The 21,874-nt window shown below is 64.5% G+C and carries 17 protein-coding genes; 11 read left to right on the top strand and 6 right to left on the bottom strand.

Features of this window, described 5'->3' with window-relative positions; genetic code table 11:
- Window positions 1-11 precede the first annotated feature (11 nt).
- Genes HV765_RS26720 through dapA form a run of 3 tightly spaced genes read left to right on the top strand, consistent with a single transcriptional unit; the run spans window position 12 to window position 3,817 of the window.
- Window positions 12-1,091: an ABC transporter ATP-binding protein gene (locus tag HV765_RS26720; protein WP_175171528.1), complete on the top strand. Its 1,080-nt coding sequence runs from the start codon at window positions 12-14 to the stop codon at window positions 1,089-1,091.
- 4 nt (window positions 1,092-1,095) lie between these two features.
- Entirely contained in the window at window positions 1,096-2,871 is a 1,776-nt protein-coding gene (locus HV765_RS26725; RefSeq protein WP_054424752.1) for an ABC transporter permease subunit, read from the top strand.
- 37 nt (window positions 2,872-2,908) lie between these two features.
- Window positions 2,909-3,817, top strand: a complete 909-nt coding sequence (gene dapA / locus HV765_RS26730; protein WP_175171529.1) for a 4-hydroxy-tetrahydrodipicolinate synthase — start codon at window positions 2,909-2,911, stop codon at window positions 3,815-3,817.
- Between the two features lie 1,134 nt (window positions 3,818-4,951).
- Here dapA and HV765_RS26735 read toward each other — a convergent pair.
- From HV765_RS26735 to HV765_RS26750, 4 genes are all read right to left on the bottom strand, one after another.
- Window positions 4,952-5,779, bottom strand: coding sequence for an IclR family transcriptional regulator (locus tag HV765_RS26735; protein ID WP_175171530.1), 828 nt, complete (start codon window positions 5,777-5,779; stop codon window positions 4,952-4,954).
- A 129-nt stretch (window positions 5,780-5,908) separates the two neighbouring features.
- Entirely contained in the window at window positions 5,909-6,673 is a 765-nt protein-coding gene (locus HV765_RS26740; RefSeq protein WP_054427082.1) for a phytanoyl-CoA dioxygenase family protein, read from the bottom strand.
- 128 nt (window positions 6,674-6,801) lie between these two features.
- A complete protein-coding gene (locus HV765_RS26745; protein ID WP_175171531.1) occupies window positions 6,802-7,929 on the bottom strand; it encodes an AI-2E family transporter in 1,128 nt (375 codons plus the stop codon).
- 158 nt (window positions 7,930-8,087) lie between these two features.
- Window positions 8,088-9,161, bottom strand: a complete 1,074-nt coding sequence (locus HV765_RS26750) for a LysR family transcriptional regulator (protein ID WP_054427080.1) — start codon at window positions 9,159-9,161, stop codon at window positions 8,088-8,090.
- Window positions 9,162-9,543: 382 nt separating this feature from the next.
- Here HV765_RS26750 and HV765_RS26755 point away from each other — a divergent pair, with 382 nt between their 5' ends.
- The 3 genes from HV765_RS26755 to HV765_RS26765 all read left to right on the top strand — a co-directional run bounded on the left by HV765_RS26755 (window position 9,544) and on the right by HV765_RS26765 (window position 15,533).
- Window positions 9,544-10,740: an efflux RND transporter periplasmic adaptor subunit gene (locus HV765_RS26755; protein ID WP_082387242.1), complete on the top strand. Its 1,197-nt coding sequence runs from the start codon at window positions 9,544-9,546 to the stop codon at window positions 10,738-10,740.
- A gap of 26 nt (window positions 10,741-10,766) precedes the next feature.
- Entirely contained in the window at window positions 10,767-13,982 is a 3,216-nt protein-coding gene (locus tag HV765_RS26760) for an efflux RND transporter permease subunit (protein WP_175171532.1), read from the top strand.
- A gap of 72 nt (window positions 13,983-14,054) precedes the next feature.
- Entirely contained in the window at window positions 14,055-15,533 is a 1,479-nt protein-coding gene (locus HV765_RS26765; RefSeq protein ID WP_054427077.1) for an efflux transporter outer membrane subunit, read from the top strand.
- A gap of 655 nt (window positions 15,534-16,188) precedes the next feature.
- On the opposite strand, the gene HV765_RS26770 is transcribed toward HV765_RS26765, so the two are convergent.
- Both HV765_RS26770 and HV765_RS26775 read right to left on the bottom strand, forming a co-directional pair.
- On the bottom strand, window positions 16,189-16,734 hold the full coding sequence (locus HV765_RS26770; protein WP_175171533.1) for a hypothetical protein: 546 nt from the start codon (window positions 16,732-16,734) through the stop codon (window positions 16,189-16,191).
- Window positions 16,734-17,669, bottom strand: coding sequence for a LysR substrate-binding domain-containing protein (locus tag HV765_RS26775; RefSeq protein ID WP_054427075.1), 936 nt, complete (start codon window positions 17,667-17,669; stop codon window positions 16,734-16,736). Before HV765_RS26775 ends, HV765_RS26770 begins: the two co-directional genes overlap by 1 nt.
- Before the next feature lie 184 nt (window positions 17,670-17,853).
- Here HV765_RS26775 and gtdA point away from each other — a divergent pair, with 184 nt between their 5' ends.
- From gtdA to HV765_RS26800, 5 genes are all read left to right on the top strand, one after another.
- The gene (gene gtdA, locus HV765_RS26780; RefSeq protein ID WP_175171534.1) at window positions 17,854-18,978 is read left to right on the top strand and encodes a gentisate 1,2-dioxygenase; all 1,125 of its coding nucleotides are present in this window, start codon (window positions 17,854-17,856) and stop codon (window positions 18,976-18,978) included.
- A 120-nt stretch (window positions 18,979-19,098) separates the two neighbouring features.
- On the top strand, window positions 19,099-19,797 hold the full coding sequence (locus HV765_RS26785) for a fumarylacetoacetate hydrolase family protein (protein WP_175171535.1): 699 nt from the start codon (window positions 19,099-19,101) through the stop codon (window positions 19,795-19,797).
- Window positions 19,798-19,815: 18 nt separating this feature from the next.
- Window positions 19,816-20,454 (top strand): maleylacetoacetate isomerase, encoded by a 639-nt coding sequence (gene maiA / locus HV765_RS26790; RefSeq protein ID WP_175171536.1) that lies wholly within the window; start codon window positions 19,816-19,818, stop codon window positions 20,452-20,454.
- The gene (locus tag HV765_RS26795; protein WP_054427072.1) at window positions 20,451-20,846 is read left to right on the top strand and encodes a chorismate mutase; all 396 of its coding nucleotides are present in this window, start codon (window positions 20,451-20,453) and stop codon (window positions 20,844-20,846) included. Before maiA ends, HV765_RS26795 begins: the two co-directional genes overlap by 4 nt.
- Before the next feature lie 37 nt (window positions 20,847-20,883).
- The gene (locus tag HV765_RS26800) at window positions 20,884-21,849 is read left to right on the top strand and encodes a Bug family tripartite tricarboxylate transporter substrate binding protein (protein ID WP_254600747.1); all 966 of its coding nucleotides are present in this window, start codon (window positions 20,884-20,886) and stop codon (window positions 21,847-21,849) included.
- The last annotated feature ends 25 nt before the right edge of the window (window positions 21,850-21,874 follow it).

Consider the following 21,874-nt stretch of genomic DNA (forward strand, 5'->3'; position numbering starts at 1 on the left):
GAATGAACACCATGTCTTCTTCCAATCTGCAAATCTCGGGTCTGGGCAAACGCTATGGCGATTTCGTTGCGCTGGCGCCCACGCACCTGGACGTCGCCCGCGGCGAATTCCTGACGCTGCTCGGTCCGTCCGGCTCCGGCAAGACCACCCTCTTGAGCCTGATCGCCGGCCTGGCGCAGCCCGACGAGGGCCGCGTGCTGATCGACGGCGCCGACGTCACGTATGGCGCGCCGTATGAACGGGATATCGGCATGGTGTTCCAGAACTACGCGCTGTTTCCGCACATGAGCATCGAGGAGAACATTGCGTTCCCCTTGAAGATGCGCAAGGTGCCGGCGGCCGAAGCGCGCCGCCGTGCGCACGAAGCGCTGGAAATGGTGCGGCTGCCGCACGTGGCGTCGCGCCTGCCGCGCGAGCTGTCTGGCGGCCAGCAGCAGCGCATTGCGCTTGCGCGCTGCATGGTCTATCGCCCCGCCATCATCCTGATGGACGAACCGCTGGGCGCGCTGGACAAGAAGCTGCGCGACCAGATGCAGCTGGAGATCAAGCGCATCCACCGCGAGCTGGGCACCACCATCGTGTACGTGACGCACGACCAGGAAGAGGCCATGACCATGTCTGACCGCATCTGCCTGATGAACGGCGGCGCGATCGAACAGCTGGGCACGCCGGCCGACCTGTACTTCCGCCCGCGCACGCTGTTCGTGGCGGACTTCCTGGGCGAATCGAACCTGCTGCAAGGCGAGGTCACCGCAGTTGATGGCGACACGCTGACGGTCAAGCTGGCGCATCAGGGCGTGACGGGGCAGGCGCTGTCCAACGGCTCGCCCATCAAGGCGGGGCAGAAGGTCACGGTGATGTTGCGCCCGCAGAACCTGCGCGTGTCGGCGAGCGGCCCCGGCCTGACCGGCAAGCTGCTTGATGTGATGGTAACGGGCAGCCTCACTAAGCTGTACCTGGATTCGGGCGTGCCAGACGCCGCACCGATCGTCGTGGCCTACCCGACCCAGCGCGAAGCCGAGCAATACGCCATCGGCCAGCCGCTCTCGGTCAGCTGGCAAGCCGCCGACGCGGTGGCCATTGCGGAGTAAACGCATGACAACCCTTGCTACTCCTCGCAAGCGCATGAGCGCGGGCCGCCGACATTTCCTGATGGCGGCCCCGCTGGTCGTGCTGCTGCTGGTGCTGCTCATCTACCCCGTGGGCCAGTTGCTGCTGCTCAGCGTTGTCGGCGACCAGGGCTTCACGTTGTCGCAGTATCACCGGCTGTTTGAATCGTCGGTCTATGTGAACGTGCTGCTGATCACGTTGAAGATTTCGTTGTGGACGACGTTCTTCGCCGTGGTCGCGGGCTACCCCGTGGCCTACCTGATATCCAGCCTGTCGGCCAAGCGCAAGACGTCGCTGCTGTTCTGGGTGCTGCTGTCGTTCTGGACGAGCTTCCTGGTGCGCACCTTTGCATGGGTGGTGCTGCTGGGCCGCAACGGCGTCGTCAATCAGCTGCTGCAAGCGCTGGGCATTCTGGATGCGCCCGCCAACCTGCTCTACAACTTCGGCAGCGTGCTGGTGGGCATGGTCCATGCGCTGATGCCGCTGGCGGTGCTGACGATGCTGTCCGTGATGGAGAACATTGACCGCAACCTGCCGCGCGCCGCGTCCACGTTGGGCGCACGGCCAGGCACAGCGTTCTGGAAGATCTATTTCCCGCTGTCGATGCCGGGCGTTGCGGCGGCCGCCATCATGGTGTTCGTGACCGCGATCGGCTTTTTCATCACGCCCGCGCTGTTGGGCGGACGCAAGGAAACGATGATCACGCAGATCATCATTGACCAGGTCCAGCAGACCATGAACTGGGAGTTCGCCGGCGCGGTGTCGGTGTTGCTGCTGGTGGTGGTGCTGGTGGTCTTTGCGATCTACGACAAGGTGCTGGGCCTGTCGACGATGACGGGCGGCGCGTCCACCCGCGTGCGCGCATCGGGCAAGGAAAGCCTGTCGCGCCGGGCGGGCGATGCGGTGCTGACGGTGCTGGCGAACGTGTCTGATGCGATGTTTGCGTTGCTGCCCAAGCGCGTGCGCCGGTCGGTGTCTGGCACCGGCCAGTCGCGCACGTTGTGGTGGATTGTGCTGGGCGTGCTGGCGTTCCTGAGCGCGCCGGCGTTTCTGATGATTCCGCTGTCATTCGATTCCGGCTCGGGCCTGACGTGGCCGCCCAAGGGCTTTTCGCTGCAATGGTACGAGCAGATGTTCACGTCGCCCGTGTGGATGCAGGCGATCACGCGGTCGTTGATCGTGGGCGTGGGCACGGGATTTCTGGCAATGCTGATCGGCACGCCCGCCGCCTTCCTGCTGGTGCGCGCGAACATGCGTGGCAAGTCGGCGATGCTGGCGTTTGTGCTGTCCCCGATTGTTGTGCCGCGCATGATCATCGCGGTGGGCATGTTCTATTTCTTTGCGCGTGTGGGCTTGGTGGGCTCGACCATCGGCCTGATTCTGGCGCACACGGTGGTGGCGGTGCCGTATGTGGTGATCACCATGATGGCGGTGCTACGCAACTACGACACGCGTCTGGATCTGGCGGCGCAGAGCCTGGGCGCAGGCCCGTGGGCAACGCTGCGGTTTGTGACGTTCCCGATTCTGAGCGCGGGGCTGATGTCGTCATTCCTGTTCGCCTTCGCAACGTCGTTCGATGAACTGACGATTGCGCTGTTCGCCTCCGGCGGGTTGAACGCCACGCTGCCCAAGCAATTCTGGGACGAAGTGACGCTGCAAATTTCCCCGGTGATCGCAGCGGTCTCGACGTGCCTGTTCATTTTCATTGCCGCGCTGATCTGGCTGGCCGACCGTCTGCGCCGGCGCAGCCTGGCCAACTGATCTCCGCGCGTTTGATTGTTTTTTTAGGATACGCAACATGCTGAATGCCCAACACTTGCGCGGAGTTTTCCCCGCGATCCCGACGCCGGTCAACGCCGACGACACCATCAACGTGCCGGCCACCAAAGCGCTGATCGGCTATCTGCTCAAGCAAGGCATCGACGGCTTGGTGCCGTTGGGCGGCACGGGCGAATACGGCGCCCTGTCCCGCGAAGAACGCGTGCGCATGTGCCGGCTGACGGTGGAAACCGTTGAAGGCCGAGTGCCGGTGATTCCTGGCGTGCTGGACCCCGGCTATTACGACGCGATCCAAGCCGGCCGTGAGTTCGCCAAGACCGGCGCCGATGCGCTGATGGTGCTGACGCCCTACTACACGACGCCAACGCAAGCCGGCATCCGGGATTACTTCATGCGCTACGCGGACGAGTCGCCGCTGCCGATCATGATTTACGAAATCCCGTACCGCACGCGCATCGCGATTGCACCGGAAGTGCTGCACGAGCTGTCACGGCATCCGAACATCATCGGCATGAAGGCATGCAATACCGACATGTACCATTTCCTGCGCACGGTGGCGGGCGTGGATGATTCGTTCGCGGTGTTCAGCGGTGAAGACACGCTGCTGCCGGTTCATCTGGCGGCGGGTGCGCGCGGTGGGATCGTGGTGACGGCAAGTTTGCTGCCGACTGCATGGCGCAAGGTTTATACGCTGGCGGCGGAGGGGCGCACGAAGGAGTCGATGGAATTGCATCGCCGTTTGATTCCGATGATGAATCTGGCGTTTGCGGAAACGAATCCGGGGCCGATGAAGTCGGTGATGGATTTGATCGGCGTGAACGCACCGGAAGTGCTGGACCCGTTGGTATCGCCGGCGGACAGCTTGCAGACGGCTTTGCGGGCGGAAGTTGCGGCGTTGTTGAAGGAGTTCGAGGGGGTGGGGGTTTAGTTGTTGTTTTGATGGGCGGGGGTGGTGTTGTTCGGTGGGGTGGTGAGTTCTTTAGACGCCCGTGGTGTCGGGGGCCTGGGGTGCGCGGGGCAACGATTGCGGTCCGGAGCCTTCGCTCCGGACTGCCCCGTCGTCATCTTCGTCCAGGCCTACGGCCTTCCCTTCAGATTCCCTCGGGCTTATCGACGCCCCGCGCACCCCAGGCCCCCGACACCACGGGCTCCGTCAGTTGCAATCTCGCGTCAGCTGGGACGATTCGTTTTCTTAGGGTTCTCGCCACGTGATTTTTGGTGGTGGAAGATCTTGCGGGGCCCGCTCCAGGCCGGCCGCGCGGGCGGCCTTTTGGAGCTTACGCGTAGTGGTACGTCGTCGCGCTGTTCGCTTCGCGTGTGGCAGCGATGTTCGAGCTCTTCTTCGTGACTTGAAGCCCTTAAAAATGCAGTCAGACTGCATTTTTAATTGCAACAGTGCGCTGGTTCTTTTTAGGAAATGCAGTCTGACTGCATTAATGCGAACATCGCCAGCGCTTCGTAGGATGGCTGACGTGAGTGACGCTCTGCGCGAGCACCGATGCACGCTACACAACACCCCTCATCGTCCGTCGCATGATGACCGCCACTTAAACCCCGGTGCGTGGCGCGCAACGAGTTGGCATGCGCAAGACAGTTCGCGCCGCGCGCCACCCTTTACCCCCCCAAAAAACCTGCGGCGCGAGCATTAGAAAACCGCTCTGCACATTCGCGAAAGCGACTACCGCGCACACGCCCACCAATGCGTATGCCGAGTAAGGCCGCCCGCGCGGCCGCCACTCGGCGGGCCCCGCAGCACTCGTGACTAAGGCACGTCCTAGCAGCGCGACGAACCAAGACGCAGGCAGCCCGTCGGCGCGGTGGCCCTGACTGCGCGCAACCTCGATGCGCCCGAGGGAATCTGAAGGAACCCGCCGAAGGCGGGTGACGAAGATGACGAGGGGGAAGTCCGGAGCGAAGGCTCCGGACCGCAATCGTGGGCGCGCGCAGTCAGGGCCACCGCGCCGACGGGCGACCTACGAAGATCAACGACCGCCCTCAAAAACCCGACGCCCGCCTCACGAAGACCCTCAACCGCCCCCGAAGCCGACCGCCCCAAAAACCCCTACCTCGAATAAGCCGAGAACTTAGACTTAGAAATCGACGTAGCTGCCACCTGCACATGCGGCGCCAGTTCTGCTTCCACCTTAGCCACCGTCCACCGCGTCGTCGGCACAGAAATATTGATCGCCGCCACCGCAAAACCGCGATGATCCGTGACCGGCGCCGCCACCGAAATATCCCCCAGCACCGTTTCGTTCACGATGATCGCGTAGCCCTTTTCCGCCACGCGCTGCACGCGGTCCAGCAGCTTCTCCGGGTTCACTTCCGTGTACGGCGTAATCGCTTCCAGGCGCGTCTGCGCCAGGATCTCGCGGCGGTGTTCGTCAGACAGGCGGGACAGAATTGCCGTACCCGATGCCGTGAAGAACGCCGGCAGGCGGCTGCCTACCGCGATGTCCACGTTCACCAGATGGTGGCCCGGAAAGCGCGCCACGAACACGATCTCGTGGCCGTCCAGTTCTTGCAGATTGGTCGTCTCACCCAACGTCCGACTGATGTCCAGCAGATACGGCGACGCCTTGTCGATCAGCTCATTCGCGCGCACATAGTTGTACGAGAATTGCAGCACCTTCGGCGTCAGGCCGTAGTTGCGCGTGTCGGGAATGCGGCGCAGATAGCCCAGCGTTTCCAGCGTGTAGACCAGGCGTTGCGTGGCGCTGCGGTCCAGGCCCGAGGCGCGTGCGATATCGGCCAGCGTCATGTGGCGTTTCGAACCGTCGAACGCGTGCAGCACCTGAAAGGCTTTTTCAGTGGAACCGACAAACAGCGACGACCGGGTCCCGGTCGTCGCCTGCGGTTTTTCCGTGTCGTCGATAGTTGTTTTGCGCACAGAGACCAGCCTATTGAGTTCTAGGGATGCCACGCAAGAATCAACGCGAGGCGGGATTTGCCGGCCCGTCCTCGCGTATTGCGCTTAATTTAATTGTAATTCAATTATTAATATCGAATAACAATGACTTTATGCCAATGGCACCCCGGGTTGCGATGCCGAACGCGTATCGGGAATCGGGTGGCAGGACTGCGGGTGATACGTGTGCACGACCGACAATTTCACGCGGTCGCTGCGGTTGCCTTGCGCGGCGTGCAGCGTGCGGCAATGGAAGAACACCACGTCGCCCGCCTCAAGGTCAGGGCAGACCGCGCGGGCAATCCACTCGGCGTTTTGCGGCGCGTCGTCGCGAAAGAATTTCTTGTCGTCGAATTGGTCGGGCGTGAAGGCTGCCGCGTGCGAGCCCGGAATGAACGACAGGCCGCCGTTGTTGCGGGTTTCCGGCCCCAGGGCCAGCCAACAGGACACCAGGTCGGTGTCTGAAAATGACCAGTAGCGGATGTCCTGGTGCCAGCCCGTCAGGCTGCCATAGGCGGGGTGCTTGGTCATCACGCAGTTGTGGTGAACGGTGGACAGCACCGCAGGTTCGCCGAAGTAGCGGGCCAGCCATTGGGCAATGCGCGGGTCGGTTGCCCATTGCGCAAACAGCGGGTCGCGGGCGTAGGCGCTTAGCAGGCGGCGCACCGTCAGGCCGCCTTCAGCGGTGCGGGACTCGGGTGCGCCGGGGTAGCGCAGGTCAGCTTCGTATTCAATGGGCGCCACGTGCTCTTGCAAGTGGCGCTCGGCCAGCGCGCGCAGCGCGGCGACTTGTTCTGCGGGCACGAACTGGCGCGCCACCACAAACCCCTGCTCGCGCAGGACCGCTATCTGATCATCAGGCAGTAACCCGGACATCTCAATCCTCACACCCCGCGGCGGTTGCGAAGCGTCTGCGTGCGGGGCAGGCGCGTACCGGTCAGGCGCCGGTATACGCGGGGATGGCTAGATTACCAAAAGCATCGTCCGCGCCGGGCGTGGCCGCGTCAGGCGGAGGGTGTTTTTTCTATGGGCGCAGGCACGGGAACCGGCACGGGTGGATGCAAGCGCGCCGCATCGCGCTCCGTCACTTCGTGGTGCACCCATTCGCGCCACACCGCCACCAGCAACGCCATCAGCACCGGGCCGACGAACAAGCCGACGATCCCCATGGTTTTCACGCCGCCCACCAGGCCGAAGAAGGTCGGCAGGAACGGCAGTTTGACAGGGCCGCCCACCAAGCGCGGGCGCAGGGTCTTGTCGACGATGAAGAGTTCAACGCTGCCCCACACCATCAGCGCGATACCAGCAACCACATGGCCGGAACCCACCAGGTACAGCGACACCAGCGTGAACGACAGCGGCGCGCCGCCAGGGATCAACGCCATGAAACCCGTGACCACGCCCAGCAGCACGGGCGACGGCACGCCCGCCACCCAGTACGCGACACCCAGCACAAAGCCTTCGCCCAGCGCGATCAGGCCCATGCCGGTTACGGTGGAATTGATGGTGGCCGGCACCACGCGCGAAAAGCGCTGCCAGCGCGCCGGCAGAATGCGTTCGCCCAGCACGTCCAGCTGAGCCACCATGCGGATGCCGTCCTTATAGACAAAGAACAGCGTGATCAGCATGAACAGCACGGTCAGCAGCAGCTGGAACACATTGCCCGTGGCCGCCAGCACCATGCGGTAGATGTTGCCCAGATGTTCACCGCTGACGGCTTCGACCAGCGCGCCCAAGGCATGGGGCTGGCCAATATAGGATTCCCAGTACTGCCCCAGCCGCTCGCCCACGGCGGGCATGGACGTGATCCAGTTCGGCACCGCCACGCCGTGGCGGTTGGCCGCAATGGCCCAGGCGAAGAAGGTGCTGGCTTCCTTGATGGCGTAAGACAGCGCCAGCGTGAGCGGCACGATCAGTACGACGATGACCATCAGCAGCGCCAACGACGCCGCAATCGCGGTGCGGCCGCCGCAGCGCACGACCAGGCGCTGGTACAAGGGCCAGCTGGCCAGACCAATAATGAGCGCCGCCAGGGCGGGAACGAGGAAGCCGCTAAGGAAGTAAACCCCTGCCAACAAGACAAGCAGCAGCAGCCAACGGGCGATCAGGTAAGCGGGTAGAACAGGCTGCATAGAGCGGATCGACAGTAAGGGCGTTGTAGGCTTTGACTGTCGGACTATACAGACGTTTCATAAAATACGAGGGACGCAAGCCCTGTATTTACTACGGGGTTTCCCGTGTTTTGACGGCGTGGCGGACGCGCAGGCCCGCCACGCGCCACGCGCGATTCTTACAGCGCGTACTCCGCCGCCTCTTCACGCGGGCTGCGGCGGCGCTGGGGCGCGGTCTGGATCAGGGCGGGTTCGGGTTGCGGTTGCGCCATCGTCATCGCGCTGGGCATGCCCAGCTGGCGCTGGTACACGCCGCAGCTTGCCGCCGACGGATCGGTTTCGTCGCGGCCGCTCAGCAGCGGGCAACCGGCGAACAATTCCGCCACCCAGTCCGTAAACGCACGCACCTTGGGCGACAACTGCCGGCTTTGCGGGTACAGCACCGAAATCGGCGTTGAACTGGGTTTCCACTGCGGCAGAATTTCGATCAGCTCGCCCGATTGCAGATGCGGCAATGCCATATAGCGCGCCACCTGGATCAGGCCAAAGCCCTTCAACCCGCAATCCAGATACGCGCCGGCCTCGTTCACGGCGACCGTGCCCTTCATGTCCACTTCCTGGTGCTTGCCATCCACCTTGAAGTCCCAGGCGCAGTTGCGGCCCGTGCGGCTCATGAAGTAATGCACGGCGTGGTGGTCGCGCAACGACTCGATGGTTTGCGGCATGCCGTAGCGCGCCACATACGTGGGCGACGCGCAGGTCACGGTTTGCAGGGTGCCAATTCGGCGCGCGACCAGGCTGGAATCTTCCAGCTCACCCCCGCGGATGACGCAGTCGACGGCCTCTTGCACCATATCCACAGGGCGGTCGCCCAAGCCCAGCACCAGCTCGACGTCGGGGTATTTGTCGTGGAAATCACACAATGAGGGAATCAGGATCAGGCGCCCGATGCAGGTCGGCACGTCGATGCGCAGCCGGCCCTTCAAGCGCAGGGCCGCTTCCTGGAAGCAGGCCTCGGTTTCCTCGACGTCGGCAAGAATGCGCACGCAGTGCTGGTAATAGCCCGCGCCGTCGGGCGTCAGGCCGATACGGCGCGTGGTGCGATTGAGCAGGCGCACGCCCAGCAGGCGTTCGAGGTTCTGAATGATGGTGGTGACGGTGGTGCGCGGAAGCGAGAGGCTGTCGGCCGCCCGGGTGAAGCTATTGGCGTCCACGACGCGCACAAACACCTGCATAGCCTGAAAACGGTCCATGGCGGCGGTGTCCTTTAGGCAAAAAAGTCGGGGTGAACGGAGCATAACCCGATTTCGGCGCTGATTAGTCATTCTCGCCGAACAGTGTTGCCGGAATAGACAGGTTTATCCGGCCCCACAAAACACTCAGAATGCAAACCATCTTGAAGTGCCCTTGCCTCCCGGCGACCCCACAGGGCATGTCAACCCTCAGCTTCCGTCCCCGCAGAGCCGCTTCGCCAAAGCGCTCTGACCAGGACTCGCAACTCCGCTTGATGTTGCACCGCAGCATAAGCATATGCAAACGGACGCTAAGGACTGCCATGCCACGGACCGCCGCAGCCGCCTCCGCCCCAGGCCCAAACAAGCGCGCTTTCGCTCCTATACCCCTCAAGGAAACATCATGGTTTCGCGTAATCGTATTGCTATGTTCGTCGTCTTTGCCGCCGTGCTCGCGGCCGGAGGCGGCTACGCCCTCACCCGCGGCCCGGCCGGCGGCAATGTCGCCATGGCCCAGGGCGCCCCGGCCGCCACGCCCGTCGAAGTGGCCGAAGTCGTCACCAAGACCATCGTGGATTGGCAGCGCTATTCCGGCCGCCTGGAAGCGATTGACCGCGTCGACATCCGCCCGCTGGTCTCTGGCACGCTGACGCAAGTGCACTTCCAGGACGGCACCATCGTCAAGAAGGGCGACGTGCTCTTCACCATCGATCCGCGCCCCTACGCGGCCGAAGTCGACCGCGCCGCGGCCGCCCTGACGGCAGCCAAAGCCCGCGCGTCGTACACCGCCACGGACCTGGCCCGCGGCCAGCGCCTGCTGACGGACAACGCCATCGCCCGCCGCGACTTCGAAGAAAAGCAGAACGCCGCGCGCGAAGCCGCCGCCAACCTGCAAGGCGCGCAAGCCGCGCTGGACTACGCGAAGCTGAACCTGGGCTACACCCGCATCGAAGCGCCGGTGGCCGGCCGCGTCTCGCGCGCTGAAGTCACCGTGGGCAACGTCGTCGCAGCCGGCGCCGGTTCGGTGCCGCTGACGACGCTGGTGTCGGTGTCGAAGATGTACGCATCGTTCGACGTGGACGAACAAACCTTCCTGCGCTACGTGAACCCCGCCCGCAATGGCAAGGCTGGCTCGGTGCCCGTTGAGCTGGGTCTGGCGAACGAAGACGGCTACTCTCGCACGGGCTTCGTGCAATCGGTGGACAACCGCCTGGATGCAACGTCCGGCACGATCCGCGTGCGCGCCGAGTTCGACAACGCCGACGGCTCGCTCTTGCCCGGCCTGTACGCCCGCGTCCGCCTGGGCGGCAGCGACCCGCGTTCTGCCGTGCTGATCGATGAAAAAGCCATCGGCACCGACCAGGACAAGCGCTACGTGCTGGTGCTGGACGACAAAAACCACGCCGTCTATCGCCAAGTGAAGCTGGGCGCCAACCAGGAAGGCCTGCGTGTCGTGGATTCCGGCCTGGCCGCCGGTGAACGCATCGTCGTCAACGGCCTGCAACGCATCCGCCCCGGCGACGCCGTCGCCCCGACCGTCGTCCCCATGGTCGCCGCCAAGAGCGCCCCGGTCCAGACCGCCGCGGCCCAACTGAAGTAAGGCCTGCGCGTCTACAGAGAACGTCCATGAATATCTCAAAGTTCTTCATCGACCGGCCGATTTTTGCCGGCGTGCTGTCCATCCTGGTGCTGCTGGCGGGCCTTCTGGCCATGTTCCAGCTGCCCATTTCCGAATACCCGGAAGTCGTGCCGCCATCGGTGGTGGTGCGCGCGCAGTACCCCGGCGCCAACCCCAAGGTCATCGCCGAGACCGTCGCGTCGCCGCTGGAAGAATCCATCAACGGCGTCGAAGACATGCTGTACATGCAGTCGCAGGCCAACAGCGACGGCAACCTGACGCTGACGGTCAACTTCAAGCTGGGCGTGGACCCGGACAAGGCGCAGCAGCTGGTGCAGAACCGCGTGTCGCAAGCGCTGCCGCGCCTGCCGCCGGACGTGCAGCGCCTGGGCGTGACCACGGCGAAAAGCTCGCCCACGCTGACGCTGGTCGTGCACTTGATCTCGCCGAACGACCGCTACGACATCACCTACCTGCGCAACTACGCCATCCTGAACGTCAAGGATCGTCTGGCCCGCATCACGGGCGTGGGCGAAGTAACGGTGTGGGGGTCGGGCAACTACTCGATGCGCGTGTGGCTTGACCCGCAAAAGGTGGCGCAGCGCGGCATGACCGCGTCTGAAGTGGTCGCCGCCATCCGCGAACAGAACGTGCAAGTGGCCGCCGGCGTGATCGGCGCGTCGCCCACGCAAGGCGATGTGCCGTTGCAACTGAACGTGAACGCTCGCGGCCGTCTGCAAAGCGAAGAGGAATTCCGCGACATCATCCTGAAGACCTCGCCCGACGGCGCCGTGACGCACTTGTCCGACGTTGCCCGCGTGGAATTGGATGCACAGGAATACGGCCTGCGTTCGCTGCTGGACAACAAGCAGGCAGTCGGCATGGGCATCATGCAATCGCCGGGCGCAAACGCGTTGGACGTGTCGTCCAAGGTGCGCGCCGCCATGACCGAGCTGGCGCAAGACTTCCCGCCGGGCGTGGAATACCGCATCGAATACGACCCCACGCAGTTCGTGCGTTCCAGTATCGAAGCCGTGGTGCACACGCTGCTGGAAGCCATCGCGCTGGTCGTGCTGGTGGTGATTCTGTTCCTGCAAACGTGGCGCGCGTCGATCATCCCGCTCTTGGCCGTGCCGGTCTCCATCGTGGGCACGTTCGCGCTGCTGCTGGTGTTTGGCTATTCGATCAACGCCTTGTCGCTGTTCGGGATGGTGCTTGCCATCGGGATTGTGGTGGACGACGCCATCGTGGTGGTGGAAAACGTCGAACGCAATATCGCGGCGGGCTTGAGTCCACGCGACGCCACCTACCGCGCCATGCGCGAAGTCAGCGGCCCCATCATCGCCATCGCGTTGACGCTCTGCGCCGTGTTCGTGCCGCTGGCGTTCATGACGGGCCTGACCGGCCAGTTCTACAAGCAGTTCGCCATGACCATCGCCATCTCGACGGTGATCTCGGCCTTTAACTCGCTGACCCTGTCGCCCGCGCTGTCGGCCCTGCTGCTGAAAAGCCATCACGACAAGCAAGACTGGCTGACCCGTGGCATGAACCGTGTCTTCGGCCGCTTCTTCAACTGGTTCAACAACATGTTTGGCCGCGCGTCCGAGTCCTATGGCACGGGCGTGTCCGGCGTGATCCGCCGCAAGGCCGGCGCGATGGGCGTGTACGCGGTGCTGGTGGCCGCCACCATCGGCGTGTCGTACCTGGTGCCAGGCGGCTTTGTGCCGGCGCAAGACAAGCAGTACCTGATCGGCTTCACGCAGTTGCCCAACGGCGCGTCGCTGGACCGCACGGAAGCCGTGATCCGCCGCATGAGCGACATCGCCCTGAAGGAACCCGGCGTGCAATCCGCCATCGCCTTCCCCGGCCTGTCGATCAACGGCTTTACCAACAGCTCCAGCGCCGGCATCGTGTTCGTGACGCTCAAGCCCTTTGAAGAACGCAAGGGCGCTGAACTGTCGGGCAACGCCATTGCCGCATCGCTGAACCAGAAGTTTGCGGCCATCCCGGAGTCGTTCATTGCCGTGTTCCCGCCCCCGCCTGTGATGGGTTTGGGCACGCTCGGCGGCTTCAAGCTGCAACTGGAAGACCGCGCCGCGCTGGGCTACGCCGAACTGGACAAGGCCAAGCAGGCCTTCCTGGAAAAGGCGCGCCAAACGCCTGAGCTCGGCCCCGCGTTCTCCAGCTACGAAATCAACGTGCCGCAACTGGATGTGGACCTGGACCGCGTGAAGGCCAAGCAGCTGGGTGTGCCGGTGACGGAAGTGTTCGACACCATGCAGATCTATCTGGGCTCGATGTACGTGAACGACTTCAACCGCTTTGGCCGCGTGTTCCAGGTGCGCGCCCAAGCCGATGCGCCGTTCCGCGCCCACGCCGACGACATCCTGCAACTGAAGACCCGCAACGCCGCGGGCGACATGGTGCCGTTGTCGTCGCTGGTGACGGTGAAGCAAACGTTCGGCCCCGAAATGGTGGTGCGCTACAACGGCTACACCGCCGCCGACATCAACGGCGGCCCGGCGCCCGGCTACTCGTCTGACCAGGCGCAAGCCGCGGCCGAACGCGTCGCCGCCGAGACGCTGCCGCGTGGCGTGAAGTTCGAATGGACTGACCTGACGTATCAGCAAATTCTGGCGGGCAATGCCGGCTTGTGGGTATTCCCGATCAGCGTGCTGCTGGTGTTCCTGGTGCTGGCCGCGTTGTACGAAAGCCTGACCCTGCCGTTGGCCGTGATCCTGATCGTGCCGATGAGCATCCTGGCCGCCCTGACGGGCGTCTACCTGACGGGCAACGACAACAACATCTTCACGCAGATCGGCTTGATGGTGCTGGTGGGCTTGTCGGCGAAGAACGCGATTCTGATCGTGGAATTCGCAAGAGAGCTGGAGATGAGCGGCCGCACGCCGTTGGAAGCCGCCATCGAAGCCAGCCGCCTGCGTCTGCGCCCGATCTTGATGACGTCCATCGCGTTCATCATGGGTGTGGTGCCGCTGGTGCTGTCGTCCGGCGCCGGTTCGGAAATGCGCCACGCGATGGGGGTTGCCGTGTTCTTCGGGATGCTGGGCGTGACCTTGTTCGGCCTGTTCCTGACGCCGGTGTTCTACGTGCTGCTGCGTTCGCTGGGCGGCAAGCCGCTGCACTCGGCGGCCCCGCATGAAGCGCCGGAGTGCGCCCCGCACATCGACACGAACGCGCCGCCCGCCACGCAGACTCACGCATAAAGCCGGCAGACAAAAAGAGAAGCCAGCGCGTCCCGCCCCACCCGGCGGGGCGCGCGCCAAAGAGAATTCATCATGATCCAAAGACTGACCCGCGGTTCCGCCCTGCTTGCCGTCCTGCTCGTGCTGGCCGGCTGCGCGGTGGGCCCCACCTACGAAAAGCCGTCTGCCGCCGCGCCCGCGGCATTCAAGGAAGCCGCGCTGCCCGCCGCTGAAGCCGGCACCTGGAAGCCCGCCGAGCCGTCGGAAGACGCGCTGCGCGGCGCCTGGTGGAAGGTGTTCGGCGACGAGGGCCTGAACCAGCTGGAAGACGAAGCGCAACAGGCCAACCAGAACCTGCAAGCCGCCGCCGCCCGCCTGGCGCAATCCCGCGCGCTGCAACGCGAAGCCCGCGCCGGCTTCTTCCCCACGCTGGACGCCGCCTTCGGCCCCAACCGCCAACGCCCGTCGGCCGTATCGCAAGGCCTGCCCGACGGCACCTCAACCTCGCCGGTCACGACGTGGCGCGCGCAAGGCGCGGTGTCGTATGAAGCCGACCTGTTCGGCCGCGTGGCCTCCACCGCAGACGCCGCCACCGCTGACGCCCAGCAAAGCGAAGCGCTGTACCGTTCGGTGCTGCTGGCCTTGCAGGCAGACGTGGCCACCACGTACTTCCTGGTCCGCGAACAAGACGCCGAATCGCAGCTCTACCGCCAAACGGTCAAGCTGCGCACCGACACCTTGCAACTGATCCAGCGTCGCTACGACGCCGGCGACATCAGCGAACTGGACCTGGCGCGCGCCAAGGCCGAACTCGCATCCGCGCAATCGGAAGCACTAGGCATCGATCGCCGCCGCGCCGCGTCTGAACACGCGCTGGCCGTGCTGCTGGGCCGCGCCCCGTCCGACTTCACGATGCCGCCGCAGCCCATCCAGAAGGTCGCCTTGTCGATCCCCGCCGGCTTGCCGTCGACCTTGCTGGAACGCCGCCCCGACATCGCCGCCGCCGAACGCGCCATGGCCGCCGCCAACGCCCGGGTCGGCGCCGCCAAGTCCGCGTTCTTCCCGCGCCTGGACATCACCGGCGCCTTCGGCTACGAGTCGTCTGACCTGGGCAACCTGTTCCAATGGTCCAGCCGCACGTTCCTGCTCGGCCCGCTTGTCGGCGCCGCGCTGTCGATGCCCATCTTCGACGGCGGCCGCCGCCAAGCCGGCCTGGACCGCGCCCGCGCCGTCTACGAAGAAGACGTCGCCGTCTACCGCCAAACCGTCCTGAACGCGTTCCGCGAAGTCGAAGACAACCTGGCCAACCTGCGCATCCTGTCCGACCAGACCAAGGCCCAAGACGCCGCCGTCGACGCCTCGGCCCGCGCCGCCAAGCTGTCCCACACGCAGTATCGCGAAGGTTCGATCAGCTACCTGGACGTCATCGAAGCCGACCGCAGCGTCCTCTTGCAACAACGCGTGGCCGTGCAATTGAGCGGCGAGCAAGCAAGATCAGCCGTAGAACTGATCCGCGCCATTGGCGGCGGCTGGGAAAACCCGGTCCCGCCCGAAACGGTAGCCGCCAAGTAGGACCGGTGCGTTGATAGCGTGTATTGGAGTAGTGTGCTGAGTGTGCTGGAGTCAGACTGCATTTTTGAAATTGCAGTCTGACTCCAGCAGCAGACTCCAGCAGCACGAAATTGCAGTCTGACACCAGAATTACGAAACGGTGGCCACCAAAGAAATGCAGTCTGACACCAGAAATAAATTGCAGTCTGACTCCTCCCTCCAAGCAGCGCATCCACACGCGAAGCGCACACCCTCACGCCGCACCACCACGCGTAAGCTCCACAAGGCCGCCTGCGCGGCCGGCATGGAGCGGGCCCCGCAAGATCTTCCATCACCCACCCCCCGTGGTGAGCTCCCTAAAAAACCCGTTCGCCCCCGCTGCTTTGAGATTGCAACTGACCGAGTCCGTTGCGTCGGCGGCCTGCGGGGCGCGGGGCGTCGATAAGCCCGAGGGAATCGGAAGGCAGTCGCCGAAGGCGACAACGACGATGACGATGGGGGGGGCCGCCTAGGCAAGTCCTGAGCGAAGGCTCCGGACCGCAATCGTTGCCCCGCGCCCCGCAGGCCGCCGACGCAACGGGCGTCACTCGCACACCCCCCCACACGCAATCGCAATCGCAACCTCATCCTCAGCCGCAACCACAGCCACACCCACACCCACAGCCATACCCGCCCCCTACCTCCCCCCCTCCAACCACCTCCGCGCCACCCGATACCCCACAAACACATAAAACCCCGAACTATTCGCCACCAACCACGCCCCCAACCCGCCCAGCAATGCCACCACCGGCCCCACCGCTCTCACATCGCCCTGCGTCCACGCGATCACCCCCAACGCGCCCACCGTCACCAACCCAATCGCCAGCCGCTTCACCACAACCAACCCCGCTGACCGTCCCGCCATCAGCATTACGACTCCAATCGACAACGCCAGCGCCGTTCCCGCGCACACCGCCACCAGCGCAAACGCCGCCCATGCCGACCCGGCAACCCGCAGCAGCAGGCTCAGCACTTCAATCCCCACTCCCAGCCCGCCCGTCATCACCAGCACCGACAACGCCAGCGGCGACCACATCCCCGGCGGCGTATCGCGCGCATCCATTTCCGCCACAAACCGATGCATGGCCGCAGACTCTGCCGGGCGCTTGCCTTCCGCCAGCGCAGCCTCCACCCTGCGGCACTGCGCAATCAACGCATTCAGGCCGGAGCGGGAAGATGGCATCACAACCTCGTCACACCCGGCGCATGTTCCGCCACGGTATTGCGCAACGCCGCCATGGCCTCTTGCACCGCCATCGGCCGGAACGCGTCCTCACGCCAATACATCGCCACGGACCCGAAGCCTGACAGCCGCACCGGAATGATCTGCATCGCCCGCATCTGCGAAAACCGCAACGCCGCGCGATGCGACGCCACGCCGATCATGTCGCTGTTGTTGATCAGCGTAAGGTTGATCGTCACCGAATTCGACTCCACATGATCCACCGGCGGCGACTGCCCCGCCGCCGCCAGCGCCGCGTCCACCGCGTTACGGATCGGCGTGCCCTTGGGCCACAGAATCCATCGGTACGACAACAGATCCTGCCAACTGGGTTGCTCAATGGAAAACAGCGGATGACGCGGACGCGCCACCAGATGAATCGGTTCCAGGTACAGCGCTTCAAAGCGGATGGCGGGGTCGTGATGCTCGGGCGCCGAACGGCCCACCACGATGTCCAGATCGCCCTGCGCCAACTGCGCCAGCAAGCGGTCCGTCGTACCTTCCACCAGCTTCACACGCGCTTGCGGCATGCGTTCCAGCAGCTTCATCACCGCCAACGGCACCGTGTCGGACGCCGACGCACCAGACGCGCCGATCACCACACGCCCGCCGCCGCCTTCGCGCAGCGCAGCCATGTCGGCGCTGGCGCGATCCAGCTGCGCCTCCATGCGCTGCGCATGCGCAATCAACACATCGCCATGCGGCGTAGGCCGCAGCCCGCGCGCGTGGCGTTCGAAGAGCGGCAGCCCGATGTCGTCTTCCAGGTCTTTCAGCCACTTCGACAAGCCGGGCTGCGTCGTATTGAGCATTGCGGCGGAATGGCTGATGTTGCGGGTCTGCGCCAGACTCAACAGCATCTTCAGATTGCGCAGCCGCAGGCGGTGGGTCCAGTCCATGCAGGCCCTCGTCTTGGGGGGATTTGTCTCGTATGTATATCGTTATTCGTATGGATAATAAGATAATTTCATTTCAAAACACATAGCTGCTCTGCGCATAATCGTCTCCATATCGAGACCAGCCGCGAACCACGCGGCGGCCACCCGTAGAAGCCGGCATCAGCCGGACATACTGGAGACAACCATGCCCGACAGCCACAGCGGCCGCGCGGATAGCGCAGCCATTCCTGCCGCCGCCCCCGCCGCCCATCAAGCGTCCGACCGCCCATCGGATCGCAGCGCCGATCGCGCCGCCTACTACGCCCGCATCGCCAAGAAAAACATGGCTCCCCTGTGGGAGTCCCTGCACAACCTGGTTCCCCGCCAGCCCGCCCCGCGCTGCGTGCCCGCGCTCTGGAAGTACGACGACGTGCGCGACGACGTCATGGCGTCTGGCTCGCTCATCACCGCGGAAGAAGCCGTGCGCCGCGTGCTGATCCTGGAAAACCCCGGCCTGCCCGGACAAGCCAGCATCACGCAAAGCCTGTATGCCGGACTGCAACTGATCCTGCCCGGCGAAATCGCGCCCAGCCACCGCCACACACAGTCGGCGTTGCGCTTCATCGTGGAAGGCCGCGGCGCGTACACCGCCGTCAACGGCGAACGCACCACCATGCATCCGGGCGACTTCATCATCACGCCTTCCTGGACGTGGCACGACCACGGCAACGCCGAAACCACCGAAGGCGGCGAGCCCGTCGTCTGGCTGGATGGGCTGGACATCCCGCTGTTGCGCTTCCTGGATGCCGGCTTCGCCGAAAACTATCCGCACGCGACCCAACCCGTCACCCGCCCCGAAGGCGACAGCATGGCGCGCTACGGCAACAACATGGCGCCGGTGCGGCACCAGACCAGCAGCGGCACGTCGCCCATCTTCAACTACCCCTACGAACGCAGCCGCGAAGCGCTGGACGCGCTGTACCGCCACGGCGAACTCGACCCCTGGGACGGCGTGAAGCTGCGCTACCTGAACCCGGCCACGGGCGGGTACCCCATGCCCACGATGGCGACCTTCATGCAGCTGCTGCCAGCGGGCTTTCAGGGCAAGACGTACCGCAGCACCGACTCCACGGTTTACAGCGTGGTGGAAGGCCGCGGCACCGCCCGCATCGGCGACCAGGAATTCCACTTCGGCCCGCGCGACGTCTTCGTGGCGCCGTCGTGGCTGCCCGTGCAATTAGCCGCGCTGGATGACGTCACCCTGTTCAGCTATTCCGACCGCCCCGTGCAAGACGCACTGGGCGTGTGGCGCGAAGAACGCGTCGACTGATCCACGCCGCCCCGTTCGCTTACCGCTGCGCTTTCCTGTGCGCCTTTCTCCGCGCTTTCCTCATTGCTTTCCTCCGCGCTTTCCTCATTGATTCCCGCAGTTTCCCTCCAAGGGTGATCCATGTCTTTTGTGTTTGCTCCCCCCGCCCCTGTCGCCGTGCCTGTTGCCGGCAGCCAGGACGTCTTCCCGGTGCGCCGCGTGTACTGCGTGGGCCGCAACTACGCCGCGCATGCGCGCGAGATGGGCTTCGACCCTGACCGCGAACCGCCGTTCTTTTTCTGCAAGCCCGCCGACGCCGTCGTGCCGGTTGCCGATGGCCACACGCTGGAACTGCCCTACCCGCCCGAGACCGCCAACCTGCATTACGAGATTGAACTGGTCGCGGCCATCGGCAAAGGCGGCGCCAACATCGCAGTCGGCGACGCGCTGCAATACGTGTGGGGCTACGCCGTCGGCCTGGACATGACGCGGCGCGACTTGCAGATGAAGATGCGCGAAGCGGGCCGCCCGTGGGAACTGGGCAAAGCCTTCGACCAAAGCGCGCCCATCGGCCCGCTGCATCCTGCCGAAGCCGTGCGCAACATCAACCAGGCCGCCATCTGGCTGCAAGTCAACGGCGCCGACAAACAGCGCAGCGACATCGGCAAGCTGATCTGGTCCGTCGCCGAAACCATCGCCTACCTGTCCAAATACTTCCGCCTGGAAGCGGGCGACCTGATCTACACCGGCACGCCCGAAGGCGTGGGCCCCGTGGTGCGCGGCGACAAGATGACAGGCGGCGTCGACGGCCTGGGCACCCTCAATGTGCAGATGGTTTGACCCTTACAGGAAGCCTCCATGCAACTTCATAGCTTCTTCAACAGCTCGACGTCGTATCGCGTGCGCATCGCGCTGGCGCTCAAGGGTTTGTCTTACGACTATCTGCCCGTGAATCTGCGCAAGCAGGAGCAGCGCGCGGCAGATTATGTGGCGAAGAATCCGTCGGCGGGCGTCCCGCTGCTGATTGATGACGGCGTGCAGCTGTCGCAGTCGCTTGCCATCATCGACTACCTGGACGCAACGCACCCCGAACCGCGCCTGATTCCCGCTGACACGTTGGCGCGCGCACGCGTGCTGGAACTGTCGGACGCCATCTCCTGCGACATCCACCCCGTCAACAACATGCGCATCCTGCGCTATCTGCAAGACGTGCTGGGCGCAAGCGATGAACAAAAGACGGCCTGGTATCACCACTGGATCAAGGAAGGGCTGACGGCGGTTGAAGCGTTGCTGGCTCGGCACGGACACGGCGCGTACTGCTTTGGCGATGCGCCCACGCTGGCTGATTGCTGCCTGGTGCCGCAAGTGGCCAACGCGCAGCGCATGGGCTGCGATGTGTCCGCCTACCCGCGCATCCTGCGCATTTTTGAACACTGCAATGCGCAACCCGCGTTCCAGCAGGCCGCGCCCTCGCAACAACCCGACTACACCTCATGACGACGCCGACTCCCCCGCAAGAGCCCGACACCCACGGCGCGCCGCTGCGCGCATACACCGACCCCGCCTATCGCCCCTTGTGCGCCAACCTGGCTGACGTACGCGCCAACATCGACCGGCTCGACGACGAGATCGTGCGCCTGATCGCCGAACGCGCCATGTATGTGAAGGACGCCGCGCGCTTCAAGCGCGATGCGTTTCAGGTGAGCGCACCCGCGCGCCAGGCGCAGGTGTTCGACAAGGCCCGCGCGCTGGCCACGCGCCACAACGCCGGCTTTGCGAACCTGGAACAGGTGGTGGACGCCACCTACCGCGCAATGGTCGCCGCCTTCATCGCCAACGAGCAAACCTATTTCGACACCATGAAAGATGTGGGAGACACGCATGCTTAAGTTCTTGCCGCCGACGCACTTTCGCATCGCGCCCGCCATGGCTGCCGCCATGCTGCTGGGGCTGGCTGCACTGACGCCCTGGACGACAGCGCAGGCCGCCGACACCTGGCCCGCGCAACCGCTCAAAGCCATCGTGCCTTTTGGCCCCGGCTCCAGCCCCGATCAGGTCGCGCGTATCGTTGGCGAGAAGGCCGGCGCCATCCTGGGCCAGACCATCGTCATCGAAAACAAGCCGGGCGCAAGCGGCAACATCGGCACCTTCGCCATCGCCAACGCTAAGCCCGACGGCTACACGTTTGGCGTGTCCATCACCGGCCCACTGGTGAACAACACGCTGCTGTTCGACAAGCTGCCCTATGCGCCCGCCACCGATCTGTCGCCACTGACGCTGGCCGTGCATCAGCCCAACGTGCTGGTTGTGCCCGCTTCGGCCGGTATCGACAACGTGGGCCAACTGCTGGAAGCGCTGAAGAAGAATCCGGACAAGTACAACTTTCCGTCACCAGGCGCGGGCACCGTATCGCATCTGGCGGTGGAGCTGCTGCTGCAACAGATCGGCGCGCGCGCAACGCATGTGCCGTATCCGTCGTCACCCGCCGCGCTAACGTCACTGCTGTCGGGCGACACCCAATTCGCCGCGCTGCCGCCCATTGCCGTCATGCCGATGGTGAAGGATGGCCGCCTGAAGGCGCTGGCCGTCACGTCGTCCAAGCGTTCGGCGCTGCTGCCCCAGATTCCGACCTTGGCTGAAGTGGGCGTGCCGGGCATTGAAGGCTCGGCGTGGATCGGTTTCGTGGTGTCGTCGAAGGTGCCGGCCGATATTCAAAAGAAGCTGTCCGATGCGCTGATCCAGGCGATCCGCGACCCGGAAGTGGCCAAGCGTCTGCAAGCGCAGTTCATGGACCCGGTGGCCAGCACGCCTGCCGAATTCCGCACCTATATGGATGACGAGCTCACGCGCTGGGAACCCCTGATCAAGAAGCTGGGCATCAAGGGCCAGTGACACGCATCACACGCAAGGAGAATCT

The organism is Achromobacter kerstersii (assembly GCF_902859595.1).
In the GTDB taxonomy this organism is placed as follows: Bacteria; Pseudomonadota; Gammaproteobacteria; order Burkholderiales; family Burkholderiaceae_B; genus Achromobacter; species Achromobacter kerstersii.

Coding starts and splice junctions, on each gene's coding strand:
- HV765_RS26720 (WP_175171528.1), top strand. CDS start 12: ATGTCTTCTTCCAATCTGCAAATCTCGGGTCTGGGCAAACGCTATGGC.
- HV765_RS26725 (WP_054424752.1), top strand. CDS start 1,096: ATGACAACCCTTGCTACTCCTCGCAAGCGCATGAGCGCGGGCCGCCGA.
- dapA (WP_175171529.1), top strand. CDS start 2,909: ATGCTGAATGCCCAACACTTGCGCGGAGTTTTCCCCGCGATCCCGACG.
- HV765_RS26740 (WP_054427082.1), bottom strand. CDS start 6,673: ATGTCCGGGTTACTGCCTGATGATCAGATAGCGGTCCTGCGCGAGCAG.
- HV765_RS26745 (WP_175171531.1), bottom strand. CDS start 7,929: ATGCAGCCTGTTCTACCCGCTTACCTGATCGCCCGTTGGCTGCTGCTG.
- HV765_RS26750 (WP_054427080.1), bottom strand. CDS start 9,161: ATGGACCGTTTTCAGGCTATGCAGGTGTTTGTGCGCGTCGTGGACGCC.
- HV765_RS26755 (WP_082387242.1), top strand. CDS start 9,544: ATGGTTTCGCGTAATCGTATTGCTATGTTCGTCGTCTTTGCCGCCGTG.
- HV765_RS26760 (WP_175171532.1), top strand. CDS start 10,767: ATGAATATCTCAAAGTTCTTCATCGACCGGCCGATTTTTGCCGGCGTG.
- HV765_RS26765 (WP_054427077.1), top strand. CDS start 14,055: ATGATCCAAAGACTGACCCGCGGTTCCGCCCTGCTTGCCGTCCTGCTC.
- HV765_RS26770 (WP_175171533.1), bottom strand. CDS start 16,734: ATGCCATCTTCCCGCTCCGGCCTGAATGCGTTGATTGCGCAGTGCCGC.
- HV765_RS26775 (WP_054427075.1), bottom strand. CDS start 17,669: ATGGACTGGACCCACCGCCTGCGGCTGCGCAATCTGAAGATGCTGTTG.
- gtdA (WP_175171534.1), top strand. CDS start 17,854: ATGCCCGACAGCCACAGCGGCCGCGCGGATAGCGCAGCCATTCCTGCC.
- HV765_RS26785 (WP_175171535.1), top strand. CDS start 19,099: ATGTCTTTTGTGTTTGCTCCCCCCGCCCCTGTCGCCGTGCCTGTTGCC.
- maiA (WP_175171536.1), top strand. CDS start 19,816: ATGCAACTTCATAGCTTCTTCAACAGCTCGACGTCGTATCGCGTGCGC.
- HV765_RS26795 (WP_054427072.1), top strand. CDS start 20,451: ATGACGACGCCGACTCCCCCGCAAGAGCCCGACACCCACGGCGCGCCG.
- HV765_RS26800 (WP_254600747.1), top strand. CDS start 20,884: ATGGCTGCCGCCATGCTGCTGGGGCTGGCTGCACTGACGCCCTGGACG.